Genomic DNA, 18,755 nt, shown 5'->3' on the forward strand with positions numbered 1-18,755 from the left:
GGATGAAGAAGATCGTCATCGTCATCGGCGGAGCGGCCCTGGCCGCCCTGGGAGCCCTCGTCGCCGGGGTGCTTCCCGACGTCAGGCGCTATCTGCGGATCCGACAGATGTGAACCGTGGGCGCCACTCGGTGTCCCACGTGGTTGCGTCGAACGGCGTACCTGCCGGCCGGTGACGGCGTGCCGGGCCGCGCGACCCGGGTGCGCGCACCTCTAATGAAGGCCGACCGGAGGCAGGCCGCACAGGACGGAGACCCATGCACGAGATGTCCGTCGCGCTGGCCGTCGTGGACCAGGTGGCAGAAGCCGCCACGCGGGCCGGAAGCATCACGGCGGTGCGATCGGTACGGCTCCAGGTGGGCGAACTGGCCGGTGTCGTACCCGACGCGCTCGCCTTCTCCTTCGAACTGGCCTGTGCCGGAACCCTGCTGGAAGGCGCCGAACTGGTCACCGAAGCGGTGCCGGGGCGGGCCCGCTGCACGCCCTGCGCACACGAATGGGCCGTCGGCATGCCACCCCGGCTGACCTGCCCCCTGTGCGACGGGACGCGTACCGAACTGCTCGCGGGCCGGGAACTGCAGATCGTCGACGTGCACTGGGAGGACGGCCACAAGCACAGTCCCACGCACGCGCCCACCCGCGAACCGATCTCCGAGGAGCGCTGAACCATGTGCCGTGTCGTCGACCTGCGCCAGGCCGTACTCGCGAAGAACGACGCGAGCGCCCATGAACTGCGCGCACACCTCGCGGCGCGAGGCACCGCGGTCGTCAACCTGCTGTCCAGTCCGGGCAGCGGCAAGACCGCGCTGCTGGAGCGCGAGCTGCTGGAGGCACGGGAGCGGTCCGTTCCCGTCGCCGCGCTGACCGCCGACCTCGCCACCGAGAACGACGCGGCACGCCTGGCGCGTTCGGGCGTCCCGGTCAAGCAGGTGCTCACCGATGGACTGTGCCATCTGGAATCGGGGATGCTCGCCGGGCACCTGGACGGGTGGCTGCCCGACGACACCCGGCTGCTGTTCGTGGAGAACGTCGGCAACCTGGTCTGCCCGGCCTCCTACGACCTGGGGGAGACGCTGAGGGTCACCCTCGCCTCCGTGACGGAGGGCGAGGACAAGCCACTCAAGTACCCCACCGCCTTCGGCCTTGCCCACCTGGTCCTGGTCACCAAGACCGACATCGCTCAGGCCGTCGAGTTCGACGAGGCCGCGTTCCGCGCGAACGTGGAGCAGGTCAATCCGGGGGTCGAGGTGATCCTGACCTCGGCGCGCCGGGGGCAGGGAGTCGGCGCGCTGCTCGACCGGGCGATGGCAGCCGCGGACGGTGCACCCGTCCACTCGCCGGTCATGGCCCGGCAACCCCACCACCACGGTCACACGCACGCGCACCCGGAGGTCACCGGCGCGATGGCCCACACCCACTCGTGAGCGGTCCGCAGGCGCAGGCCGCCGTCGCCGAGGACACTCCGCTACGCCGCCGGGTCATCGTCCGAGGAGTGGTGCAGGGTGTGGGTTTCCGGCCCTATCTGTACGGCCTCGCCACCGAACTCGCCCTGGCCGGACACGTGACCAACACTCCTGAGGGCGTCGTCGTGGAGGTCGAGGGCACCGCCTCGGCCGTGGCCCGGTTCTGCGACCGGATCGCCGCCCAGGCACCCCCGCTCGCCCGCGTCGAGTCCGTCCACCACCGGGAGTTGCCTCCCACCGGTCCCGCCGGCGGCACCGCGTTCACCATCCTCACCTCCCGCACCGACGGCCCCGCCCGCACTCTGGTCTCCCCGGACTCCGCCACCTGCGCCGACTGCCTCGCCGAGTTGGCCGACCCGGCCGACCGGCGGTACCGCCACCCGTTCGTCAACTGCACCCACTGCGGCCCGCGCTTCACGATCGTCACCGGCGTGCCGTACGACCGGGCCCACACCACCATGGCCGGCTTCGCGATGTGCCCCGACTGCTCCCGCGAGTACGCGGATCCGGCCGACCGTCGTTTTCACGCGCAGCCGGTCGCCTGCCCGGCCTGCGGACCGCGGCTGCGGTTGTTGGTCCAGCGGCGCGAGGAGGTCACGGGGGCGGACCCGGTCACCGAGGCCCGCGCCCTGCTGTCGGACGGCGCGATCCTCGCCGTGAAGGGCCTGGGCGGCTACCACCTGGCCTGTGACGCCACGAACGAGGAGGCGGTCGCCCGCCTGCGCCGACGCAAGGCACGCGGGGACAAGCCGTTCGCGGTCATGGCCCGGAGTGCGGCCGACGTCGAGCACCTCGTGCGGATGAACCCCGAGGAGCGGAGCCTGCTCGAAGGCGGGGCCAGGCCGGTCGTGCTGGTCAGACGCCTTCCGCACGCCCTCGGGGATCCGTGGCCCGCCGAGGCCGTCGCGCCCCGCAGTCCCGACCTCGGCGTGATGCTGCCGTACACACCCCTGCACCATCTGCTGCTCGGCCTGCCCGGGGACCCGGACGGTCCCCGGCTGCTCGTCATGACCAGCGGCAACATGTCCGGTGAGCCGATCGTCACCGACGACACCGAGGCACTGGAGCGGCTCGCGCACCTGGCCGACGCCTGGCTCACGCACGACCGGCCGATCCATGTCCCGTGCGACGACTCCGTGGTCCGGGTCTGCGACGGGGAGCAGCTGGTGATCCGCCGTTCCCGTGGCTACGCGCCGTTGCCGGTCTCCCTCCCGCTGCCCGTGCGACCGGCCCTTGCCGTCGGTGGAGACCTGAAGAATGCCTTCTGCCTGGGGGCCGGCCGGCGGGCCTGGCTGTCGGCGCACATCGGCGACATGGACGACGTCGGTACGCAGCGGGCCTTCGAGCACGCGGTGGCGCAGTTGGAGTCCATCACCGGGGTACGGCCGGAGAGCCTGGTGTCCGACCGGCATCCCGGCTACCGCTCCGTCCGATGGGCCGACCGGAACGCGGCGCACCGGCCCGTCGTGCGCGTCCAGCACCATCACGCGCACGTCGCCTCCGCCATGGCCGAGCACGGGCTGGACGGCACCCGGCCGGTGATCGGTGTCGCCTTCGACGGCACGGGCCACGGCGACGACGGCGCCGTGTGGGGCGGGGAGTTCCTGCTCGCGGACTACGACCGCTTCACCCGGTTCGGGCACCTCGCGTACGTCCCGCTGCCCGGCGGCGACGCCGCGGTGCGCCGCCCGTACCGCATGGCACTGGCCCATCTGCGGGCGGCCGGGATCGACTGGTCCGACGACCTCGCCTGTACGACCGCCTGCCCGCCCGACGAACTCCGGCTTCTGGAAAGGCAGTTGGAGCGCGGACTGAACTGTGTCCCCACGTCCAGCATGGGCCGGCTCTTCGACGCCGTGTCCTCGCTCGCCGGGGTGTGCCACCACGCCGGATACGAGGCACAGGCCGCCGTCGAGCTGGAGGGCGCGGCTCTGCACGCTCCCACCGAGGACACCACCGCGTACGCCTTCGCCCTGCGCGAGCCGGAGGAGTACGGGGGCGGGGCGGTACGGGCCGATCCGGCCCCGGTACTCGCGGCGATCGTCGGCGACCTGCGCGCGGGCGTCGAGCCGGCCCTGATCGCGGCTCGCTTCCACCGGGGCGTGACCGGCCTGGTGCACCAGATCTGTGTGCGAGCCCGAGACCGGCACGGCCTGGACACGGTCGCGCTGACGGGAGGCGTGTTCGCCAACACGCTGCTCTCCTCCGCCTGCGCCGCTGCCCTGCGCGCGGACGGATTCACGGTTCTGCGGCACCACCTGGTGCCGCCCAATGACGGCGGCCTGGCGCTCGGCCAGCTGATGGTGGCCGCCCGGGCCACTCACACTCCCACTCCCACCGACTGAGCGACGCGCGACCCCACAGCGAGGAGAGGCTCATGTGCCTGGCGGTACCCGGCAGAGTGCTGGACATCGAGGAACGGGACGGCACCCGGATGGCCACCGTCGACTTCGGCGGCGTGGTCAAGGAGGTGTGCCTGGAGTATCTGCCCGACCTCCAGGTCGGCGAGTACGCCATCGTCCACGTCGGGTTCGCGCTGCAACGGCTGGACGAGGAGTCGGCGCGCCAGACGCTCGAACTCTTCGCCGAACTCGGCCTGTTGCAGGAGGAGTTCGGCGACCCCTGGGAGACGGCGGCGGCGGAGGCGGGCGTGGGCCCGGTTGAAGAGGAGCGCAACCAGTGAAGTACATCGACGAGTTCCAGGACCCGGAGCTGGCGCGTCGGCTCCTCGACGACATCCACGCCACGGTGACCAGGCCGTGGGCCCTGATGGAGGTGTGCGGAGGGCAGACGCACAGCATCATCCGGCACGGGATCGACCAGCTCCTGCCGGAGGAAGTCGAGTTGATCCACGGTCCCGGCTGTCCCGTGTGCGTGACCCCGCTGGAGGTCATCGACAAGGCGCTGGAGATCGCCTCCCGACCGGAGGTGATCTTCTGCTCCTTCGGTGACATGCTGCGCGTGCCGGGCACGGGACGGGACCTGTTCCAGGTCCGCGCGGAAGGCGGCGACGTGCGCGTCGTCTACTCGCCGCTCGACGCGCTGCGGATCGCGCAGCAGAACCCGGACCGCGAGGTGGTGTTCTTCGGCATCGGCTTCGAGACGACGGCACCCCCCAACGCCATGACGGTCCATCAGGCCCGGAAGCTGGGCATCCAGAACTTCAGCATGCTGGTGTCCCATGTCCGCGTCCCCCCGGCCATCGAGGCGATCATGTCGTCGCCGAGCTGCCGGGTGCAGGCCTTCCTGGCGGCCGGGCACGTCTGCAGCGTGATGGGTGTGGGGGAGTACCCGGAGCTGGCGGAACGCTTCCGCGTGCCGATCGTCGTGACGGGCTTCGAGCCACTGGACATCCTCGAAGGCGTGCGCCGGGCGGTCCGTCAGCTGGAACGCGGTGAGCACAGTGTCGACAACGCCTACGCCCGTGCCGTCCGCCCGGAGGGCAACGCGGCCGCCCGGACCATGCTGGAGGACGTCTTCGAGGTCACCGACCGCGCCTGGCGTGGCATCGGGGTGATCCCCGGCAGCGGCTGGCGGCTGTCGCCGAAGTACCGCGACCACGACGCCGAGCACCGCTTCTCGGTCAGTGGAATCCGGACGGAGGAACCCGCCGAGTGCCGCAGCGGAGAGGTCCTGCAGGGGCTGCTCAAGCCGCACGAGTGCGAGGCCTTCGGCACCCTGTGCACCCCGCGTACCCCCCTGGGAGCCACCATGGTCTCCAGCGAGGGCGCCTGCGCGGCGTACTACCTCTACCGACGTCTGGACGTCACCACCACCACGACGGTTCGGGAGGCGAGCCCCGTTGTCTGACACCACTCTCCCCGCCCTCGACGTCGAGAGCTGGACATGTCCGGCGCCTGTGCGTGACCGGCCCCGGGTCGTCATGGGCCACGGTGGCGGTGGCGTCCTCTCCGCCGAGCTGGTCCAGCAGATCTTCGCGCCCGCCTTCGGGGGAGAGGCGCTCGCCCAGATGGGTGACGCCGCCGTCCTCTCCCTGGGCGGGGCCCGGCTGGCGTTCTCCACCGACTCCTACGTGGTGCGGCCGTTGTTCTTCCCCGGCGGCAGCATCGGTGACCTGGCGGTCAACGGCACTGTCAACGACCTCGCCATGAGCGGCGCCCGAGCCGCGTACCTCTCCTGCGGATTCATCCTGGAGGAGGGCGTCGAGCTGGACGTGGTCACACGGGTGTCCCAGGCGCTGGGTGCGGCCGCGCGCGCCGCCGGTGTGGAGGTGGCCACCGGCGACACCAAGGTGGTGGAGGCCGGCCACGGCGACGGGATCTACATCAACACCGCGGGCATCGGTCTCGTCCCGGCGGGTGTCGATCTGCGTCCTTCGCGGGTCGTCCCCGGCGACGTCGTGATTGTCAGCGGTGCGATCGGCGTCCACGGGGTGGCGGTCATGAGCGTTCGCGAGGGCCTGGAATTCGGAGTGGAGATCAAGAGCGACTGCGCGGCGCTCGGCGGGCTGGTCGACGCCATGCTCGCCGTCACCCCCGATCTGCACGTACTGCGCGATCCCACCCGAGGCGGCCTGGCGGCCACGCTCAACGAGATCGCGCAGGCCTCAGGCACCGGGGTCGTCATCCGGGAACGCGACGTCCCGGTCCCGCCGGCCGTGGCCAACGCCTGCGCCATTCTCGGACTGGACCCCATGTACATCGCCAACGAGGGCAAGCTGGTGGCCTTCGTCCCCCGCGAGCACGCCGACGCCGTCCTGGAAGCGATGCGAGCCCACCCTCTGGGCGCGGACTCAGTGATCATCGGTGAGGCCGTCGAGGCGCATCCCGGCATGGTCGTGGCCCGGACCGGCCTGGGGGGAACGCGGGTGGTCGATCTGCCGATCGGGGAGCAACTGCCGCGGATCTGCTGACACGGGCCTTGTGCGTCGAGGAGGCGGCCGTCCAGGCGCCGGCCGGACCGCCGGGGCCTGGACGGCGGACGGGCCGGAGCAAGACCGCGGTGTCTCTTCAGCGCAGGTGAACGGAGGCGTGGGGCGCCCCCCGTTATGTTTTCCGCGGTCCTGCAAGAGGGCCGCTGGCCTCCGGGCCCGGCATGACTGTGTCCCCCTGTCGAAGTCGATGACCTGGGGGGTGGTGTCACCGGGCCCGGGAGGTGCCGTCGGAGACGCTGATGAGAGGCCCGGCCGCCGCCCGGTCCGTCAACGCATCTGCGTCCTGTTCGGCATGCTCCGCGACGGCACCTTCTACGAACCCCGCGTCCCCAAGGACGTCGAACTCGCGGCATAACCCAAACAGGCCAAACCACACCAAACCAAACCTGGGCGCCTTGACGAAGGACATAGAGGCACCCCCCCCGCGCGGGGGCGCCCCTGCGCGAGGTTGCTTCGAGCGTGGGGGCGTGCGTCAAGTGGTGAGGCGGAGTCGGGCGTCGATGCGGAGCGTCGGCCACCGGCGACAACGCTGTGGATCGGCGTGCCGGACTCCGTGTCTCCGGCACGATCCCCGGACGGGCCCTAACCCCGTCGGCGCCCGGTCGGCGGGTCCTGGGGGTCCACGCCGGTTGTGGCAGAAGCGTCCTTCGTGCCGCTTGGGCGCTGGGAGCGGCCCTTGCGTCCGGTGTCGCGTCTGCCCTTCTCGTCCGCGTCGCCGTACTCCTCGCCCCTTGCACCGAGATTCTTGGCCGTGTCGCCCGGAACGGACTTCGTCTCCTCCGGGGACTTCGTACGGCCCGGTCCTCTTTCGCCGGCGTGCTCAGCCGGATGGAAGGAGCGGTGGGCGCTCGGGTTGTCCTGCTGACGTGTCTCATCCACGTCGGGCGACCAGCCGTGCTGCCCGGTGCCCTGATGACGGCTGGGGCCCTTTCCATGCGGTGGCTCGGACGAACGTGATTTCTTCGACATGGTTCGATCTGCCTTTTCATGGCCAGTGGGGGACGCCCGTCACGCGCGCCCAGGACGGGGAAATTATTCCACCTTGCTATCTTTTGAGCATATTTCTGCTGTCCTGGTTTGGCTCACGGGGATGAGCCCCTGGCCGATAGCGGCCGTCCGCCCGCTGCGTGGTCGAGGACGGCGGGACTCCGCGGCAGACAGCCGAAACGGTTCCAGGAACTCGATCCCCCGACTGACGGTCAGTGCGCTTGCTGCGGGCGTCAGGGGCGTACTGCCAGATGTCCGGTGCTCGCGGTGGTGATGGCCGGGCAGAGCCGAGGCCGGTGATCTCTTCTCCTTTACGCAGCACGGGTGAATGAACCGATGGTTCCGTTCGGGGCCGGTGCCAGGTCTTCTACGGTTTCTGAATGGATCCGGGGGCTGCGGGTGAGGCCCTGCGGGCGGGGGACTGGTGGGAAGGCGCACCTGATGTCGGGGTTGGGAAAGTCGCCGGATGTGCTCGGACTCCGGGCGGGTCGCTGTCATCGGACCTGGGCACGGACCTGGGGCGCGGTCGGCGTGGCATGTCTCGCGGGAACACTGCTGATGTTCGGCGGGTGGTGGGGCGCCGGTAGCGGGGCGGCGCGGATGGTGGCTTTCGGGCCGTCCATCGGTTGCTGGGGGTTGGCGGCCTCTCTGATGCTCCGCGCGAGGGGAACGAGCGGACGGGTGCGGACGCGTCTGCTGCTGTTGGGGGGTTCCGCGGTAGCCGGTGGTGTGTACCGGGGAGCGGTCACCGTGTTGTCGGCCCAGCCTCCGGGCTCGGGACGGGACGCGCGATCGTTGCTGGGTTCCGTGGTGGTCACCGGGGTGACGCTGACAGTCGGCCTGGGGATGGCCGGTCTGGTGGTCGCGGCCGATGCCGGTACAGGCCGGCACGTGCTGCTGCGGCGTGTGCTCGACGGGGTCGTCACAACCGGGGTCGTGTTCATGACGGGATGGGTACTGCTGCGGGGGGCCGGTGACGGCTGGCGGCTGGGGACGGGGATGATCGGTGTCCTGTGGGCCGCGGAGGTCGTGTTCCTCAGTTTTCTGTTCGCCCTGCGCCGTCTCGTACGGAGTGACCGGAGAGTCACCTTGTGGGTCGGGATCGTCGGGCTGTTGCTCATGCTGGTCGGCGACACCCTGCGACTGTGGACGGTCGGCCCGCACAGCCCTGAGGTGATGTCCTGTCAGCTGGCCGACGCCTGCGCTACCGCGGGCCTGTTGGTGGTCGCTGTCGGCCCTTGGGTGCCCGGCGGGGCGAGCGCCCTGGGCGCCGCTCGGCCCGCGCTGCGATGGGGGATGGAGGGCGCGGCGGCGTTCATTCCCCTGACGGTCTGCACGGCCACGGTGCTGGGATACGTGCTGACTCCGCCTGCCCGGGACCCGGTGCCGCTGCTGGTCGGCGGATCGGCACTGCTGAGCCTCTGGGCACGCCAGACGTTCCTGCCGAGCGAGAACACCAGAAACGACGACTGAGTTCTCGTTCGGCTGTCCTCCCTGCTGCGGCCGCTTTTCCTCGTGTCCCGGCTGGAGGAGGAGGGTGAGGTCAGGGCGCAATGCGCGGCGCGAACGCCCCAGGATCGGGGCGTGCCGACCGGACCGTGCGTCGGCAGGCTCCCGCACAGGGGGTGTCGGTGGGCCGTTCATCCGGCATGATCCCCGGCGACGTCCCACACCGGGCCGGACGCTCTGTCCGGGCGATCACCCGCCGTTCCAGCACCGTCTCGGCCTCCCCGGATTACCCAGGAGCGCATGGCACCCACGTCCTTACACCGACGGTCTCGTCGAAACCCCCGACCTTCACCAAGCTCGGCCTCGAACCGTCCGAGGACGACAACCGCCGGATCCCTGGCGGTACTCGCCTGCCTTCAGGCTGAGCCGCGCCCACCGTCCGCTTCTACGGGCTGGGGCTGGGGCCCTGGGGGGGTCTGCCGGTTCGGTCACCGGTCCGGGAGGCGGTGGGGATGTTGCCGCCGCGGTTGAGCCAGGCGCGGATCGCCCCGCCGTCGTAGATGACGACGTAGTCGGCTTTGTCGTCGTTGTCGACGTCGGCGAACAGGACAAGGTTCAGGTTGGCGCCGGCTACTCCTGGTGCGTGCCCAGCTCAGCTTCTCCGACCAGAGCGGCTGGAGGTTGCCCGGTGTGCGAATGTTGAAGTACGCGTGCACTTCGCCGGTGAAGGGGCGGATACGCGCGGACATCGTGCACCGGCGGATCACTGCGATGGGCTTCAGGGGCGGGGACCGCACCACCCGCCGCGCGGTCGCCTAGGTGAATCCCGGATGCGGTCTGGGCACCACCGGGTCTATCGGCCCTGGCACACCGCCCGATCAGGAACCGCTGCCCGTCCCGTACACCCAAGGTCCGGGCCCGTGCCGCCAGATCCGGTACGACGCCGGGCAGCAACTCATCGAGCCCGTCGAAGGACCGGCCGACGTCATACCGGTGTACCTGCCAACTTCGAGCACGGTTCTCCCCCACGGGAACGACAACGACGCCGAGCAACAACAGTCACTGGATACAGAACCTGGGTCTCGCACCAGACCTCGACGCGGCGGCTCTGCGAGGCCCACAGGTTGGGCCGGTAGCTCTCCGTTGCCCGTTCCAGGGCGTCGTCGAGAGAGTCGTACTGGGTCTCCTTCCGGACCATGCGGGTGCCGTCGGTGATCCACTCCCAAGGCAGCCGGCCGGTTTCCCGCAGGTGACCCAGCTCGCGGACGACCACTGAGCTGAAACCTCACAAACCGCCCTCTCGGAGCGAAACGGCCCGTTGCCTCCGCGCCATCAGTAGTCGACTCACGAATGCCTCCAATCCCAAATCGTTGTCGGCAATGAAAGAGGAGTGAAGATATCGTGAAGCTTCGGGGTAAATTATAAATAAAGAATTGGATTGAGTTTGAAGAATTCTTTGCATTTCGAATTCGTTAAATTTTCGGAGTGCGCCTGGGGTGCCTTGACTGCTGTTGTCGAGTCGCTAATGTCAAATGAGCAAGTGCCTCACATTGTCGCAGCTTGCGGTGTTCGCCGATTCCTCGCCGACTCGGAAGGGGAGCCAAGTGCGCCAAAGGTCCGAATTGTCGAGGGAGGGGTTATGGCGAACGAAGAGTTCGTAATATCTTCGCCAAATGATTCTATGCCGGAGTCGGCCGCATCAAGGGCTGAAATGGAAACGGTGTCTGTCGCGCTGCTTCTTGATGGAGAGGTGCTGCGACTGAAGGGTACGAGTAAGGACCATGTTTATGTGCTGATCGAGTCTGAGGAGTTGCTCCCGCCGATACTGGTGCATCGCGGCACCATGCGCGTTATCGACGGGATGCACCGGCTCGCGGCAGCGAAGTTGCGGGGGCATGAGACCATACAGGTCCAGTTCTTCGACGGAGACCCCGAGGAAGCGTTCGTCAAGGCAGTCCAGGCAAACAGCGCCCACGGCCTCCCGCTGACGTTGGCTGACCGCAAGGCCGCAGCACACCGCATCCTGCGAAGCCGTACAGGGTGGTCCGATCGCCGTATCGCAAGCCTGGTTGGCCTCTCGCCCAAGACGGTGGGCGCGATTCGGGGGCCGTCAACTGAGGAATTTCCTCAGTTGACGGCTCGCGTTGGTCGTGATGGTCGTGTGCGCCGGCTACCTGCCAGTGACAACGTGTACGAGACTAGTACTGCCTCTGTACCAGCAGCCTCAGGCATCTCCTCGGAGCCTGCGATCTCGGTCAATGCTTCCCAACCGTCAGCACGCTCCCTTGGGTCAACCCCTCTACAGGGCCAGGGTGCCATGCGCTCTCGTCCTGCCAGGCCCATGCAACGTCGCACCACAATGGAGCTGTTACGTCAGGACCCCTCGCTGCGGATGACGGAGGCGGGGCGCTTCTTACTGCGTCTGTTGGATCTGCACCTGGGACGGATGGAGGATTGGGACCGGCTCATCGAGCACGTGCCACCGCACCGTATGGAGTCCGTCGCTGACCTTGCCTGGGAGTGTGCTCAGACATGGGTCGACTTTGCTCAACGTGTTGCGTCGCAGGGTGACCAAGAGGCCACTGGTGACACGTGAACGCAGTGACATCGATGTCGCGGGTCTGCGCCGGATCATCCAGCCAGGCCGCTGGACGGGGCGAGGTCTGGCTGAGTTCGGACGCATGCTCGCGACGTGGTGAGCGAGTGGGGAGGCCGGACTGCTCTCCTGGATGAGGGCCGGCACCTGGCCGCTGACCGGATTGAGTGTGCATCCACTTCCCGCTGCTGGCCCTGGCCCTGGGCTTGGTGTTTGGGGTGTTGTCGATCGTGCATGTGGTGTGGGTGCTGGGTGACGCAGCCACTGTTCGAATCCGGCGGCGATGTAGCCCCTGTCTCCCGGTATGAGCAGCCCGGGATGGGGCCAGGTGTGGCCGCCCTCGATGAGGGCGGCCAGGATCTGTGGTTCGTCGGCCTTTGGGGCGGCCAGAGTCCAGGTGATGGGCAGCCCGGCCGGTGTGCACACCAGGTGCGGCTTCATGCCCAGAAGAAGCTCGAGGGGGCTCGTTGCCGACGGCGCGCATCGCAGGCCTGCGCCGCCGTGCCCGATCCGGCCGGTGAGCTCGATGTCGATCTGAAGACGCCATCAGCGGGCGCGGCTGCGCTGAAGGCCAGCCGCAGCCGCTGGAGTCGCACGGAGGAGGGTGGCGTGGCGTCATGGCTACTGCCGTGACCGTGGGCGCGGGACTGACGCGCGGCCAGATCGCCGACCGTGAGCGTGTCAGCTGTGGCGCCGCAGTGACGAAGTCCAGTTGGTGATCCACGTTTTCCCGGCGTCGACAGACATGGCTTGCTCCCACTCCGCGGAATTCGCGGTGATGTCCGACCAGATGAAGCGGACCTTCACCGGGACGCCGTCCTGCACATCGGCGCCGTGAAATTCGCCGCGGCCGTCCTCGATACGCCCGACGACCGGGGCGGCGATCACCCCGGGGTGGCGCTGGGATGCCCAGTAGTCCGACCAGAGTTCGGTCTTCGGGTCGTAGAACCGGAGTGTGATGGCACTGAATCCGCGCGTGGGGTAAATGCATTCGCTGAAGTTGGCACGGTTTTCCAGATGGCTGGTCGAGGTGAGGACGGAGGGGAATTCTTCCATCCATTCCGCCGATTCGTCGATGAAATCCCTCCGCCAGCGGTTGATGACGTCCCAAGTGCCTACCAGAAAATCGAAGTCGTTCATTCGTGTCTCCGTTCGACTGGGGGATACGTGCGACGAGAGTGCCATCGCTGTGCACGCGGCGCAACAGGTGCCGCTGTCCGATTCAGTCAGGACCGAACCGTTCCGTGGGAGTGCAAAAACTATCCACGACTATTCAAGATTTTCCAAAATGGACGTGACATGGGTCGGCAGCCTTGAGCGAATACTGGGAGGCCGCTATGTTGGCCACTGCATGGAAGTGGCACGTTGCTTATGTGCGTTGCTTCAACCTTCGCGCTCGACAACATGCATGGGGAGGTTTGTCATCGTTTCGCAATGGCCGAGCCCGCATTACCGGAGCTTTGAAGTCTTCCAGTTAGAGCAAACTCGGATATTCAAGTCGACATGGATCTGTGTCGCCCGCGCAGCGCGATTGCCTGGCCCTGGGAACTTCCTCAACGTCGATGTGGCCGGAGAGAGTGTCCTCCTTGTGCGGAAGCAGGACGGCGAGGTCCGGGCCCTACTGAATCTCTGCCGGCATCGCGGTTCGCTGCTGTGCGCCGAGGAGGCTGGAGACTTCGGAAGGTCCATCCGCTGTCCCTACCACGGATGGACGTACGACCTGGACGGCCGGCTGGTTGCGGCCCCCTACATTGATGAACTGCCGCCGGGGGCGCGTGAGGGCCGAGACCTCTATACGGCCTCTGTGGAGGAATGGCTTGGCTACATTTGGGTCAACTTGGACCCAGACGCCACGCCGCTCGAAACGCAGATGGAACCGCTACTGGAGGCCCGCTTCGGCGGCGACGATATCCTCTCGAAGTACGCCGCAGACGACCTGGTGGTGGAACACACCGTCGTCTACGACGTGGCAGCGAACTGGAAGCTCATCTTCGAGAACTTCTGCGAGTGCTACCACTGTCCGACGATGCATCCCGAACTGTGCGCGGCAGTGCCCCAGTTCCGCACCGGCTACGGCACCGTGAGCGGACCCACCGGGCAGGGTGCCGAGCTCGCCCCGGGCAGAGCCGGGTTCTCGCTGTCCGGCCACGCGACTGCCGATCCGCTGCCGGGCCTCGACCCCGTGGACGAGCGCATGTTCTACGGGGTGCTGCTCTGGCCGTCGGTCAGCCTCAACTTCGCGCCGGACCACGCATTGTGCATGCGCATGGAGCCGCTTGCACCGGACCACACGCGGGTCGTCGCCGAGTGGCTCTTCCACCCCGACGCCGTCGCGAAGCCGGACTTCGACCCGGCTGACGCAGTGACTCTCTTCGACGTAACTAATCGGCAGGACTTCGAGGTCATCGAACTCGTTCAGCGTGGCACCCGATCCAGCCGCTTCGAGCAGGCGTACTCGCCGCACGAACACCTCATCGGCCAGTTCCACGACTGGGTGGACAGCGCCATGGCGCGCACTGCACACCCAACGGAGGCCTGAACATGGCGAACCATGTCAGCGAGCACTACGAGCACCTCGCCGAGAACTACGACGCGATCTGGAACCACCGGCCCGAATACGTGGACTGGATGTCTGAGCACGTCTCCGCGCTGCTCGCGATCCGGCCCGGTGAACGGATCGCAGACCTCGGCTCGGGGACCGGGCTGTTCCTCCGGCACCTGCTCCCCAGTGTGAGCGCAGCGACGCCGGTGCTCGCGGTTGACCCGTCGGCGGCGATGTTGACAGGGCTCCCGCAGGACGCCCGCCTGCTCGCGGTGCACGCCACTGCTGAGCAGTTCGCGGCGGGCTCGGTGCCAATTCCGTACGACAGGCTCGATGTGATCACGGTCAAGGAGGCTGTGCACCACTTCTCAGAGCTCAGTACCACGTTGGCCGGACTGGCCGGCCGACTGGCCGAAGGCGGCCGGCTCCTGATCGTGACGCTACCGCCCAAGACTGGGTATCCCCTGTTTCCGGCCGCGTACGACCGGTTCGCCGAGTGGCAGCCCGAGCCACATGACATAGCGGCAACACTGCGGGCGGCCGGGCTGGGGGTTGATGTGACCTATGCGCAGTACGAGGTTTCTATCGCACGGGACGAGTGGCAGAGCCTGGTCGCCAACCGCTGGATGTCGGTGCTGTCGAGCTTCACCGACGCTGAACTCGCGCGCGGGCTGGCCGAGATCAAGGACCTTTACACAGACGATGAGCTTACGTTCACCGACCGGTTCGCCTTCATCCTCGGCACGCGGGAGCCTTCCGCGGAATGACGACCGAGCCGCCCCACCGGGGCCAGCACCGACCAAAGTCGGTTCCCGGGACGAAGAAGGAGTACATCGGGATGGAAACACGGCTCGGAGACGCGATCACCGTCGACCGGGAGGTCCAGTTCGGCGAGATCAGCTACCCATTCCACATACGGGCCGGACGCTCGTCGTGGACCGAATTGCGCAGAACCCTGACCATGCTCGACGCGGACCGGTTCGTCGTCGTCGCCGACTCCGGGCTGCCGGAACACCTCGTCGCCGAGGCCAAGGCCCATCTTTCGAGCATCGCACCAACGGTCGTCCTCACGGCGGACGCGACGGAGCGAGCGAAGACGCTCGCGACAGTTGACTGGCTGGCCGAGCAGACGATCCGCACAGGCGCCACCCGGCAGTCGATCGTCGTCGGGCTTGGCGGGGGGCTGGTCGGCAACGTCGCCGGGCTATTGGCCGGCCTGTTATTCCGTGGCATCCGCCTGGTGCACCTGCCCACCACCTTGCTGGCGATGTCGGACTCCACGCTGTCGCTGAAGCAGGGTGTCAACTCGCAGCAGGGCAAGAACCATATCGGGCTCTTCCATCCGCCAGTGCTCGTCTGGAACCATCTGGACTTCCTGGAGACGCTGGCGCCGGAGGAGATCCGCTCGGCGCTGTGTGAGACGGTGAAGAACGTCCTCGCGATCGTCCCTGAGCGTTATGACGATCTGGCCCGCCTGCTGCGGACCGACGCCCGCTATCCGAACGCCAACCTAGCCTCGGTCATCAATCTCTGCATCGACGCCAAGACCGCGGTCATGGCCGAGGACCACCGGGAGAAGCAGAGCGCGCTGATCCTTGAGTACGGGCATACTGTCGGCCACGCGATCGAGCTTCAGTCCGACGGCGCTACCCACCATGGGTTCGCGATCGGCCTCGGCATGCTCGCAGCCGCGCGGATGTCGCGAGAGCTGGGCGGCCTGGACAGCTCGGACGAGGCGGCGCACCGCGAGCTGCTCGACCGCAATGGCGCGCCGACCGCGGCCATCGGCGTCGCGGCAGAGGACGTTCTCGGGCTGGTCCGGCTGGACAACAAGCGCGGGTATGTGCCCCGCCGGGCCAGCACCTGCGACTTCATCCTGCTCGACGGCCTTGGCCGACCGCGGATCAGCGACGGCAGCCTGATCACGCAGGTCGATGAGGAGATCGTCCGGGCTGGCATTGCTTCGATCCTTTCCGAACCGCACTGACCGGGAGTGGCCATGGCGACCATCGTCCGGGGCGAGCGCCGCCCCTTCGGCTTGATCCACAATGACACCTTGGGCCTGGCACATACTCGCTGTCAGGTCGGGGGCGAGGGCGTCTGCCGCTGGAAAATGCTGATGAACGGGATGCATCTGGAAGGCGAGTGGAACTGCGTCGAGTTCGTGGTGATCGAGCCGGGCGCGTCCGTGGGCGAGCACGTCCACATGCGCACCGAGGAGATCTACTACATCATCTCCGGCCACGCTGTCGTCACGATGGACGGCGTCCGGATTGATGCGCGGCCCGGCGATCTGATCACCACACCAATCGGGTCCTCGCACTCAATCGCCAACCACGGCGACGAGGACATGGCGTTCTTCGTCACCGAGGTGTTCCCCAACACCGGGCCGGCGGCCGCACCGGCCTCCATCCATCTCCCGGATCTGCTGGCCGACCGGCCCGTTGGACGGGGCGCGGTAGTCGACCTCACGCCGCATTTCACTGGCGACTGGCGGCAGTTCCAACTACTGGAAGTGTCGGCTGGGTGCCGGGTCGAGGGCCTGGGCATCGCCGAGCACGGCAGCGCGGTGCTGCACGTGCTCGGTGGCGATGCCGTGATTACCGTGGACGGCGACGAGTTTGCGGGCAACGCGGGGCTGTCGCTGGCGGTTCCACCAGGGCACAGGGTCGCCGTGGCGGCGGCTGGCACGGCCGATCCGCTCCGGCTGATCGTGGTCGAGGTCGGGGCCCGGTGAATCTCGGACTGTCCGGACGCACAGTGCTGATCACCGGCGCCGCGAGCGGGATCGGTGCGGAGACCGCCCGCGTCTTTGCCGCTGAAGGGGCCCGGCTGGGGCTGCTCGACATCGACGGTGACCAGCTGGCCGATGCCGCCAAGGAGCTAGCCAGCACCACCGAGGTGGTGACCGCGACCGTCGACTTGGCCACGGCCCAGGGCGTGGCTGAAGGCGTCGGCGCGGTGCTCGAGAGCTTCGAGGGCATGGTGGACGTGCTGGTCAACAATGTCGGCCAGTGCCGGGCCCGGTCCTTCGATGAGCTGACCGACGCCGATTGGCAGCAGACCTTCGAGATCAACTTCCTGAGCGCGGTCCGCGCGGCCCGGCTGCTCCTGCCCGGGATGCGGGAGCGCGGCCAGGGCTGCGTGGTCACCAACGCCTCGGACATGGCCCGGCAACCCGAGGTCGGCCCGGCCGACTATCAGGTCGCAAAGGTCGCACTGATCAGCCTCACCAAGTCGCTGGCGCTGTCCGAGGGCCCGGCGATCCGGGTCAACGCGGTCGCGCCGGGGCCGGTGTGGACGCCGCTGTGGATCCGGCCCGGCGGTTTCGCCGAGACGTTAGGCGAGTTCCACGGACGCGACGCGAAGGCCGCCGTGGAGTTCGAGATGAGCAAGCGCCAGCTGCCGCTGGGCCGCATGGGCGAGCCGGTTGAGGTCTCCAACGTCATCGCCTTCCTGGCCTCCGACGCCGCCTCGTACGTCACCGGCAGCGTGTGGGGCGTCGACGGCGGCAGCATCCGGGGACTGCTGTGACCGGCGGCTCGGTCCTGGCGGTCGTCGGCGGCGCCCCGGTCCGGGGTGACCGTCCCTGGCCGCGCTGGCCGCGCGCCGCCGCCGGAGCCGCGCACATCCTGGGCGAGGTACTGGAGTCCGGCCGGTGGTCGATCGCCAGTCCCTACGACGGCCGACAGACCTACGAGCAGCGCTTTGCGGCCCGGTTCGCCGAGTACGTGGGTGTGCGGCGGTGCATCCCCACCGCCAGCGGCACCGCCGCGCTGATGACGGCGTTGGAGGCCTGCGGGATCGGCGCCGGGGACGAGGTCATCGTGCCGGCAGTCTCGTGGATCGCTTCGGCCTCGACCGTGCTGGGCGTTAACGCGGTCCCGGTGTTTGTGGACGTCGATCCCGACACGTTATGCCTGGATCCCGCCGCGGCGGAGGCGGCGATCACCGGGGCGACCCGGGCGATTGTGGTCGTGCACCTTTATTCGGCGGTCGCGGACGTCGAGGCGCTCAGGGCCATCGCGAACCGGCATGGCGTGGCACTGATTGAGGACTGCGCCCAGGCTCACGGCGCACGATTCCAGGACCGTCACGTGGGCGGCTTCGGGGCCGCCGGAACGTTCAGCATGCACCACACCAAGCTGCTCACCAGCGGCGAGGGCGGGGCCGTGGTGACCAGCGACGACGCCTTGGCCCGGCGAGTCGAGCACCTGCGGGCGGACGGCCGCTGCAGGCTGGCGGTCCCGACGGCGGTCGGCGCGGCGGAACTGGTCGAAACCGGAGAGCTGATGGGCAGCAACCGATGCCTGTCGGAGTTCCAGTCGGCGCTGCTCACCGTTCAGCTCGGGGAACTAGACGAGTGGAACGCGATCCGGCGCCGCAACGCACTGCTGCTCAACAAGCTACTCGGGGAGCTGGACTTGTTCCCCCAGGCGACCACACCGGGGACGACGCAGCGCGTGTATTTCAACTACACGGTGGGGATGCCGCCGGGACCGCTGGTCACTGCGGGCCCGCTGGCCGTCGCCGACGCCCTCACCGCCGAGCTGCGATTCGCCGTCCGCCCGATCTATCCGCCGCTGTACGCCAGCCAGCTCTACGACCCTGCCTCGCGCCGCCGGTTCGCCATCAGCGAGGACCACCTCGCGCGCGTGTCAGGGCCCGGACGAGCCCTTCCGGTGGCGGAAGCCGCAGTAAGACGGACCGTCTCCCTGCACCACGCCGCACTGCTGGGCGACGAGGAAGACGTCCGGGACATCGCCGCGGCCTTCGCGAAGGTGCTTGTCCACGGCGCGGAGCTAGCCGCTCGATGAACGACTCA

18 protein-coding genes are annotated in these 18,755 nt (G+C 68.4%); 16 read left to right on the plus strand and 2 right to left on the minus strand.

Going from position 1 to position 18,755, the window contains the following annotated elements; all coding sequences use genetic code 11:
• Window positions 1–2 precede the first annotated feature (2 nt).
• The 7 genes from OG787_RS51365 (at window position 3) to hypE (ending at window position 6,335) form a co-directional block, all read left to right on the plus strand.
• On the plus strand, window positions 3–113 hold the full coding sequence (locus OG787_RS51365; RefSeq protein ID WP_405540346.1) for a DUF6893 family small protein: 111 nt from the start codon (window positions 3–5) through the stop codon (window positions 111–113).
• Window positions 114–256: 143 nt separating this feature from the next.
• Window positions 257–664, plus strand: coding sequence for a hydrogenase maturation nickel metallochaperone HypA (locus OG787_RS51370; protein ID WP_389349593.1), 408 nt, complete (start codon window positions 257–259; stop codon window positions 662–664).
• Window positions 665–667: 3 nt separating this feature from the next.
• Complete coding sequence (gene hypB / locus OG787_RS51375) at window positions 668–1,423, plus strand: hydrogenase nickel incorporation protein HypB (protein ID WP_405540347.1); 756 nt, start codon at window positions 668–670, stop codon at window positions 1,421–1,423.
• Window positions 1,420–3,807: a carbamoyltransferase HypF gene (hypF, locus tag OG787_RS51380; RefSeq protein ID WP_369032801.1), complete on the plus strand. Its 2,388-nt coding sequence runs from the start codon at window positions 1,420–1,422 to the stop codon at window positions 3,805–3,807. The genes hypB and hypF overlap by 4 nt, the downstream gene beginning before the upstream one ends.
• Before the next feature lie 32 nt (window positions 3,808–3,839).
• The gene (locus OG787_RS51385) at window positions 3,840–4,145 is read left to right on the plus strand and encodes a HypC/HybG/HupF family hydrogenase formation chaperone (protein WP_369032800.1); all 306 of its coding nucleotides are present in this window, start codon (window positions 3,840–3,842) and stop codon (window positions 4,143–4,145) included.
• Window positions 4,142–5,272, plus strand: coding sequence for a hydrogenase formation protein HypD (gene hypD / locus OG787_RS51390; RefSeq protein WP_369032799.1), 1,131 nt, complete (start codon window positions 4,142–4,144; stop codon window positions 5,270–5,272). The genes OG787_RS51385 and hypD overlap by 4 nt, the downstream gene beginning before the upstream one ends.
• Window positions 5,265–6,335, plus strand: coding sequence for a hydrogenase expression/formation protein HypE (hypE, locus tag OG787_RS51395; RefSeq protein WP_369032798.1), 1,071 nt, complete (start codon window positions 5,265–5,267; stop codon window positions 6,333–6,335). The genes hypD and hypE overlap by 8 nt, the downstream gene beginning before the upstream one ends.
• Before the next feature lie 603 nt (window positions 6,336–6,938).
• On the opposite strand, the gene OG787_RS51400 is transcribed toward hypE, so the two are convergent.
• Entirely contained in the window at window positions 6,939–7,325 is a 387-nt protein-coding gene (locus OG787_RS51400) for a hypothetical protein (protein ID WP_369032797.1), read from the minus strand.
• Window positions 7,326–8,024: 699 nt separating this feature from the next.
• Here OG787_RS51400 and OG787_RS51405 point away from each other — a divergent pair.
• The 3 genes from OG787_RS51405 to OG787_RS51415 all read left to right on the plus strand — a co-directional run bounded on the left by OG787_RS51405 (window position 8,025) and on the right by OG787_RS51415 (window position 12,021).
• Window positions 8,025–8,816 carry a hypothetical protein gene (locus tag OG787_RS51405; protein WP_405540349.1) on the plus strand — a complete coding sequence of 264 codons (792 nt, stop codon included), beginning with the start codon at window positions 8,025–8,027 and terminating at the stop codon, window positions 8,814–8,816.
• A gap of 1,615 nt (window positions 8,817–10,431) precedes the next feature.
• Window positions 10,432–11,388, plus strand: a complete 957-nt coding sequence (locus tag OG787_RS51410) for a ParB/RepB/Spo0J family partition protein (protein WP_405540350.1) — start codon at window positions 10,432–10,434, stop codon at window positions 11,386–11,388.
• Window positions 11,389–11,718: 330 nt separating this feature from the next.
• The gene (locus OG787_RS51415) at window positions 11,719–12,021 is read left to right on the plus strand and encodes a hypothetical protein (protein ID WP_405540351.1); all 303 of its coding nucleotides are present in this window, start codon (window positions 11,719–11,721) and stop codon (window positions 12,019–12,021) included.
• 48 nt (window positions 12,022–12,069) lie between these two features.
• On the opposite strand, the gene OG787_RS51420 is transcribed toward OG787_RS51415, so the two are convergent.
• Window positions 12,070–12,528, minus strand: a complete 459-nt coding sequence (locus OG787_RS51420; RefSeq protein WP_405540352.1) for a hypothetical protein — start codon at window positions 12,526–12,528, stop codon at window positions 12,070–12,072.
• A gap of 268 nt (window positions 12,529–12,796) precedes the next feature.
• Here OG787_RS51420 and OG787_RS51425 point away from each other — a divergent pair, with 268 nt between their 5' ends.
• From OG787_RS51425 to OG787_RS51450, 6 genes are all read left to right on the plus strand, one after another.
• Window positions 12,797–13,927 (plus strand): aromatic ring-hydroxylating dioxygenase subunit alpha, encoded by a 1,131-nt coding sequence (locus OG787_RS51425; protein ID WP_405540353.1) that lies wholly within the window; start codon window positions 12,797–12,799, stop codon window positions 13,925–13,927.
• Between the two features lie 2 nt (window positions 13,928–13,929).
• On the plus strand, window positions 13,930–14,697 hold the full coding sequence (locus tag OG787_RS51430; protein ID WP_405540354.1) for a class I SAM-dependent methyltransferase: 768 nt from the start codon (window positions 13,930–13,932) through the stop codon (window positions 14,695–14,697).
• Between the two features lie 71 nt (window positions 14,698–14,768).
• Entirely contained in the window at window positions 14,769–15,917 is a 1,149-nt protein-coding gene (locus tag OG787_RS51435; RefSeq protein WP_405540355.1) for a 2-deoxy-scyllo-inosose synthase, read from the plus strand.
• Window positions 15,918–15,929: 12 nt separating this feature from the next.
• Window positions 15,930–16,667 carry a cupin domain-containing protein gene (locus OG787_RS51440; RefSeq protein WP_405540356.1) on the plus strand — a complete coding sequence of 246 codons (738 nt, stop codon included), beginning with the start codon at window positions 15,930–15,932 and terminating at the stop codon, window positions 16,665–16,667.
• Window positions 16,664–17,464: an SDR family NAD(P)-dependent oxidoreductase gene (locus OG787_RS51445; protein WP_405540357.1), complete on the plus strand. Its 801-nt coding sequence runs from the start codon at window positions 16,664–16,666 to the stop codon at window positions 17,462–17,464. The genes OG787_RS51440 and OG787_RS51445 overlap by 4 nt, the downstream gene beginning before the upstream one ends.
• Window positions 17,461–18,747 carry a DegT/DnrJ/EryC1/StrS family aminotransferase gene (locus OG787_RS51450; RefSeq protein WP_405540358.1) on the plus strand — a complete coding sequence of 429 codons (1,287 nt, stop codon included), beginning with the start codon at window positions 17,461–17,463 and terminating at the stop codon, window positions 18,745–18,747. The genes OG787_RS51445 and OG787_RS51450 overlap by 4 nt, the downstream gene beginning before the upstream one ends.
• Window positions 18,748–18,755 lie beyond the last annotated feature (8 nt).

Origin of the sequence: Streptomyces sp. NBC_00075 (genome assembly GCF_045041225.1) — a bacterium.
Lineage (GTDB): Bacteria > Actinomycetota > Actinomycetes > Streptomycetales > Streptomycetaceae > Streptomyces > Streptomyces adonidis.

Bases quoted from the DNA above. Each gene is read 5' to 3' on its own strand.
- OG787_RS51385 (WP_369032800.1), top strand. From the start codon at position 3,840: ATGTGCCTGGCGGTACCCGGCAGAGTGCTGGACATCGAGGAACGGGAC.
- OG787_RS51435 (WP_405540355.1), top strand. From the start codon at position 14,769: ATGGAAACACGGCTCGGAGACGCGATCACCGTCGACCGGGAGGTCCAG.
- OG787_RS51430 (WP_405540354.1), top strand. From the start codon at position 13,930: ATGGCGAACCATGTCAGCGAGCACTACGAGCACCTCGCCGAGAACTAC.
- OG787_RS51440 (WP_405540356.1), top strand. From the start codon at position 15,930: ATGGCGACCATCGTCCGGGGCGAGCGCCGCCCCTTCGGCTTGATCCAC.
- hypB (WP_405540347.1), top strand. From the start codon at position 668: ATGTGCCGTGTCGTCGACCTGCGCCAGGCCGTACTCGCGAAGAACGAC.
- OG787_RS51420 (WP_405540352.1), bottom strand. From the start codon at position 12,528: ATGAACGACTTCGATTTTCTGGTAGGCACTTGGGACGTCATCAACCGC.
- OG787_RS51400 (WP_369032797.1), bottom strand. From the start codon at position 7,325: ATGTCGAAGAAATCACGTTCGTCCGAGCCACCGCATGGAAAGGGCCCC.
- OG787_RS51410 (WP_405540350.1), top strand. From the start codon at position 10,432: ATGGCGAACGAAGAGTTCGTAATATCTTCGCCAAATGATTCTATGCCG.
- OG787_RS51365 (WP_405540346.1), top strand. From the start codon at position 3: ATGAAGAAGATCGTCATCGTCATCGGCGGAGCGGCCCTGGCCGCCCTG.
- OG787_RS51425 (WP_405540353.1), top strand. From the start codon at position 12,797: ATGGGGAGGTTTGTCATCGTTTCGCAATGGCCGAGCCCGCATTACCGG.
- OG787_RS51370 (WP_389349593.1), top strand. From the start codon at position 257: ATGCACGAGATGTCCGTCGCGCTGGCCGTCGTGGACCAGGTGGCAGAA.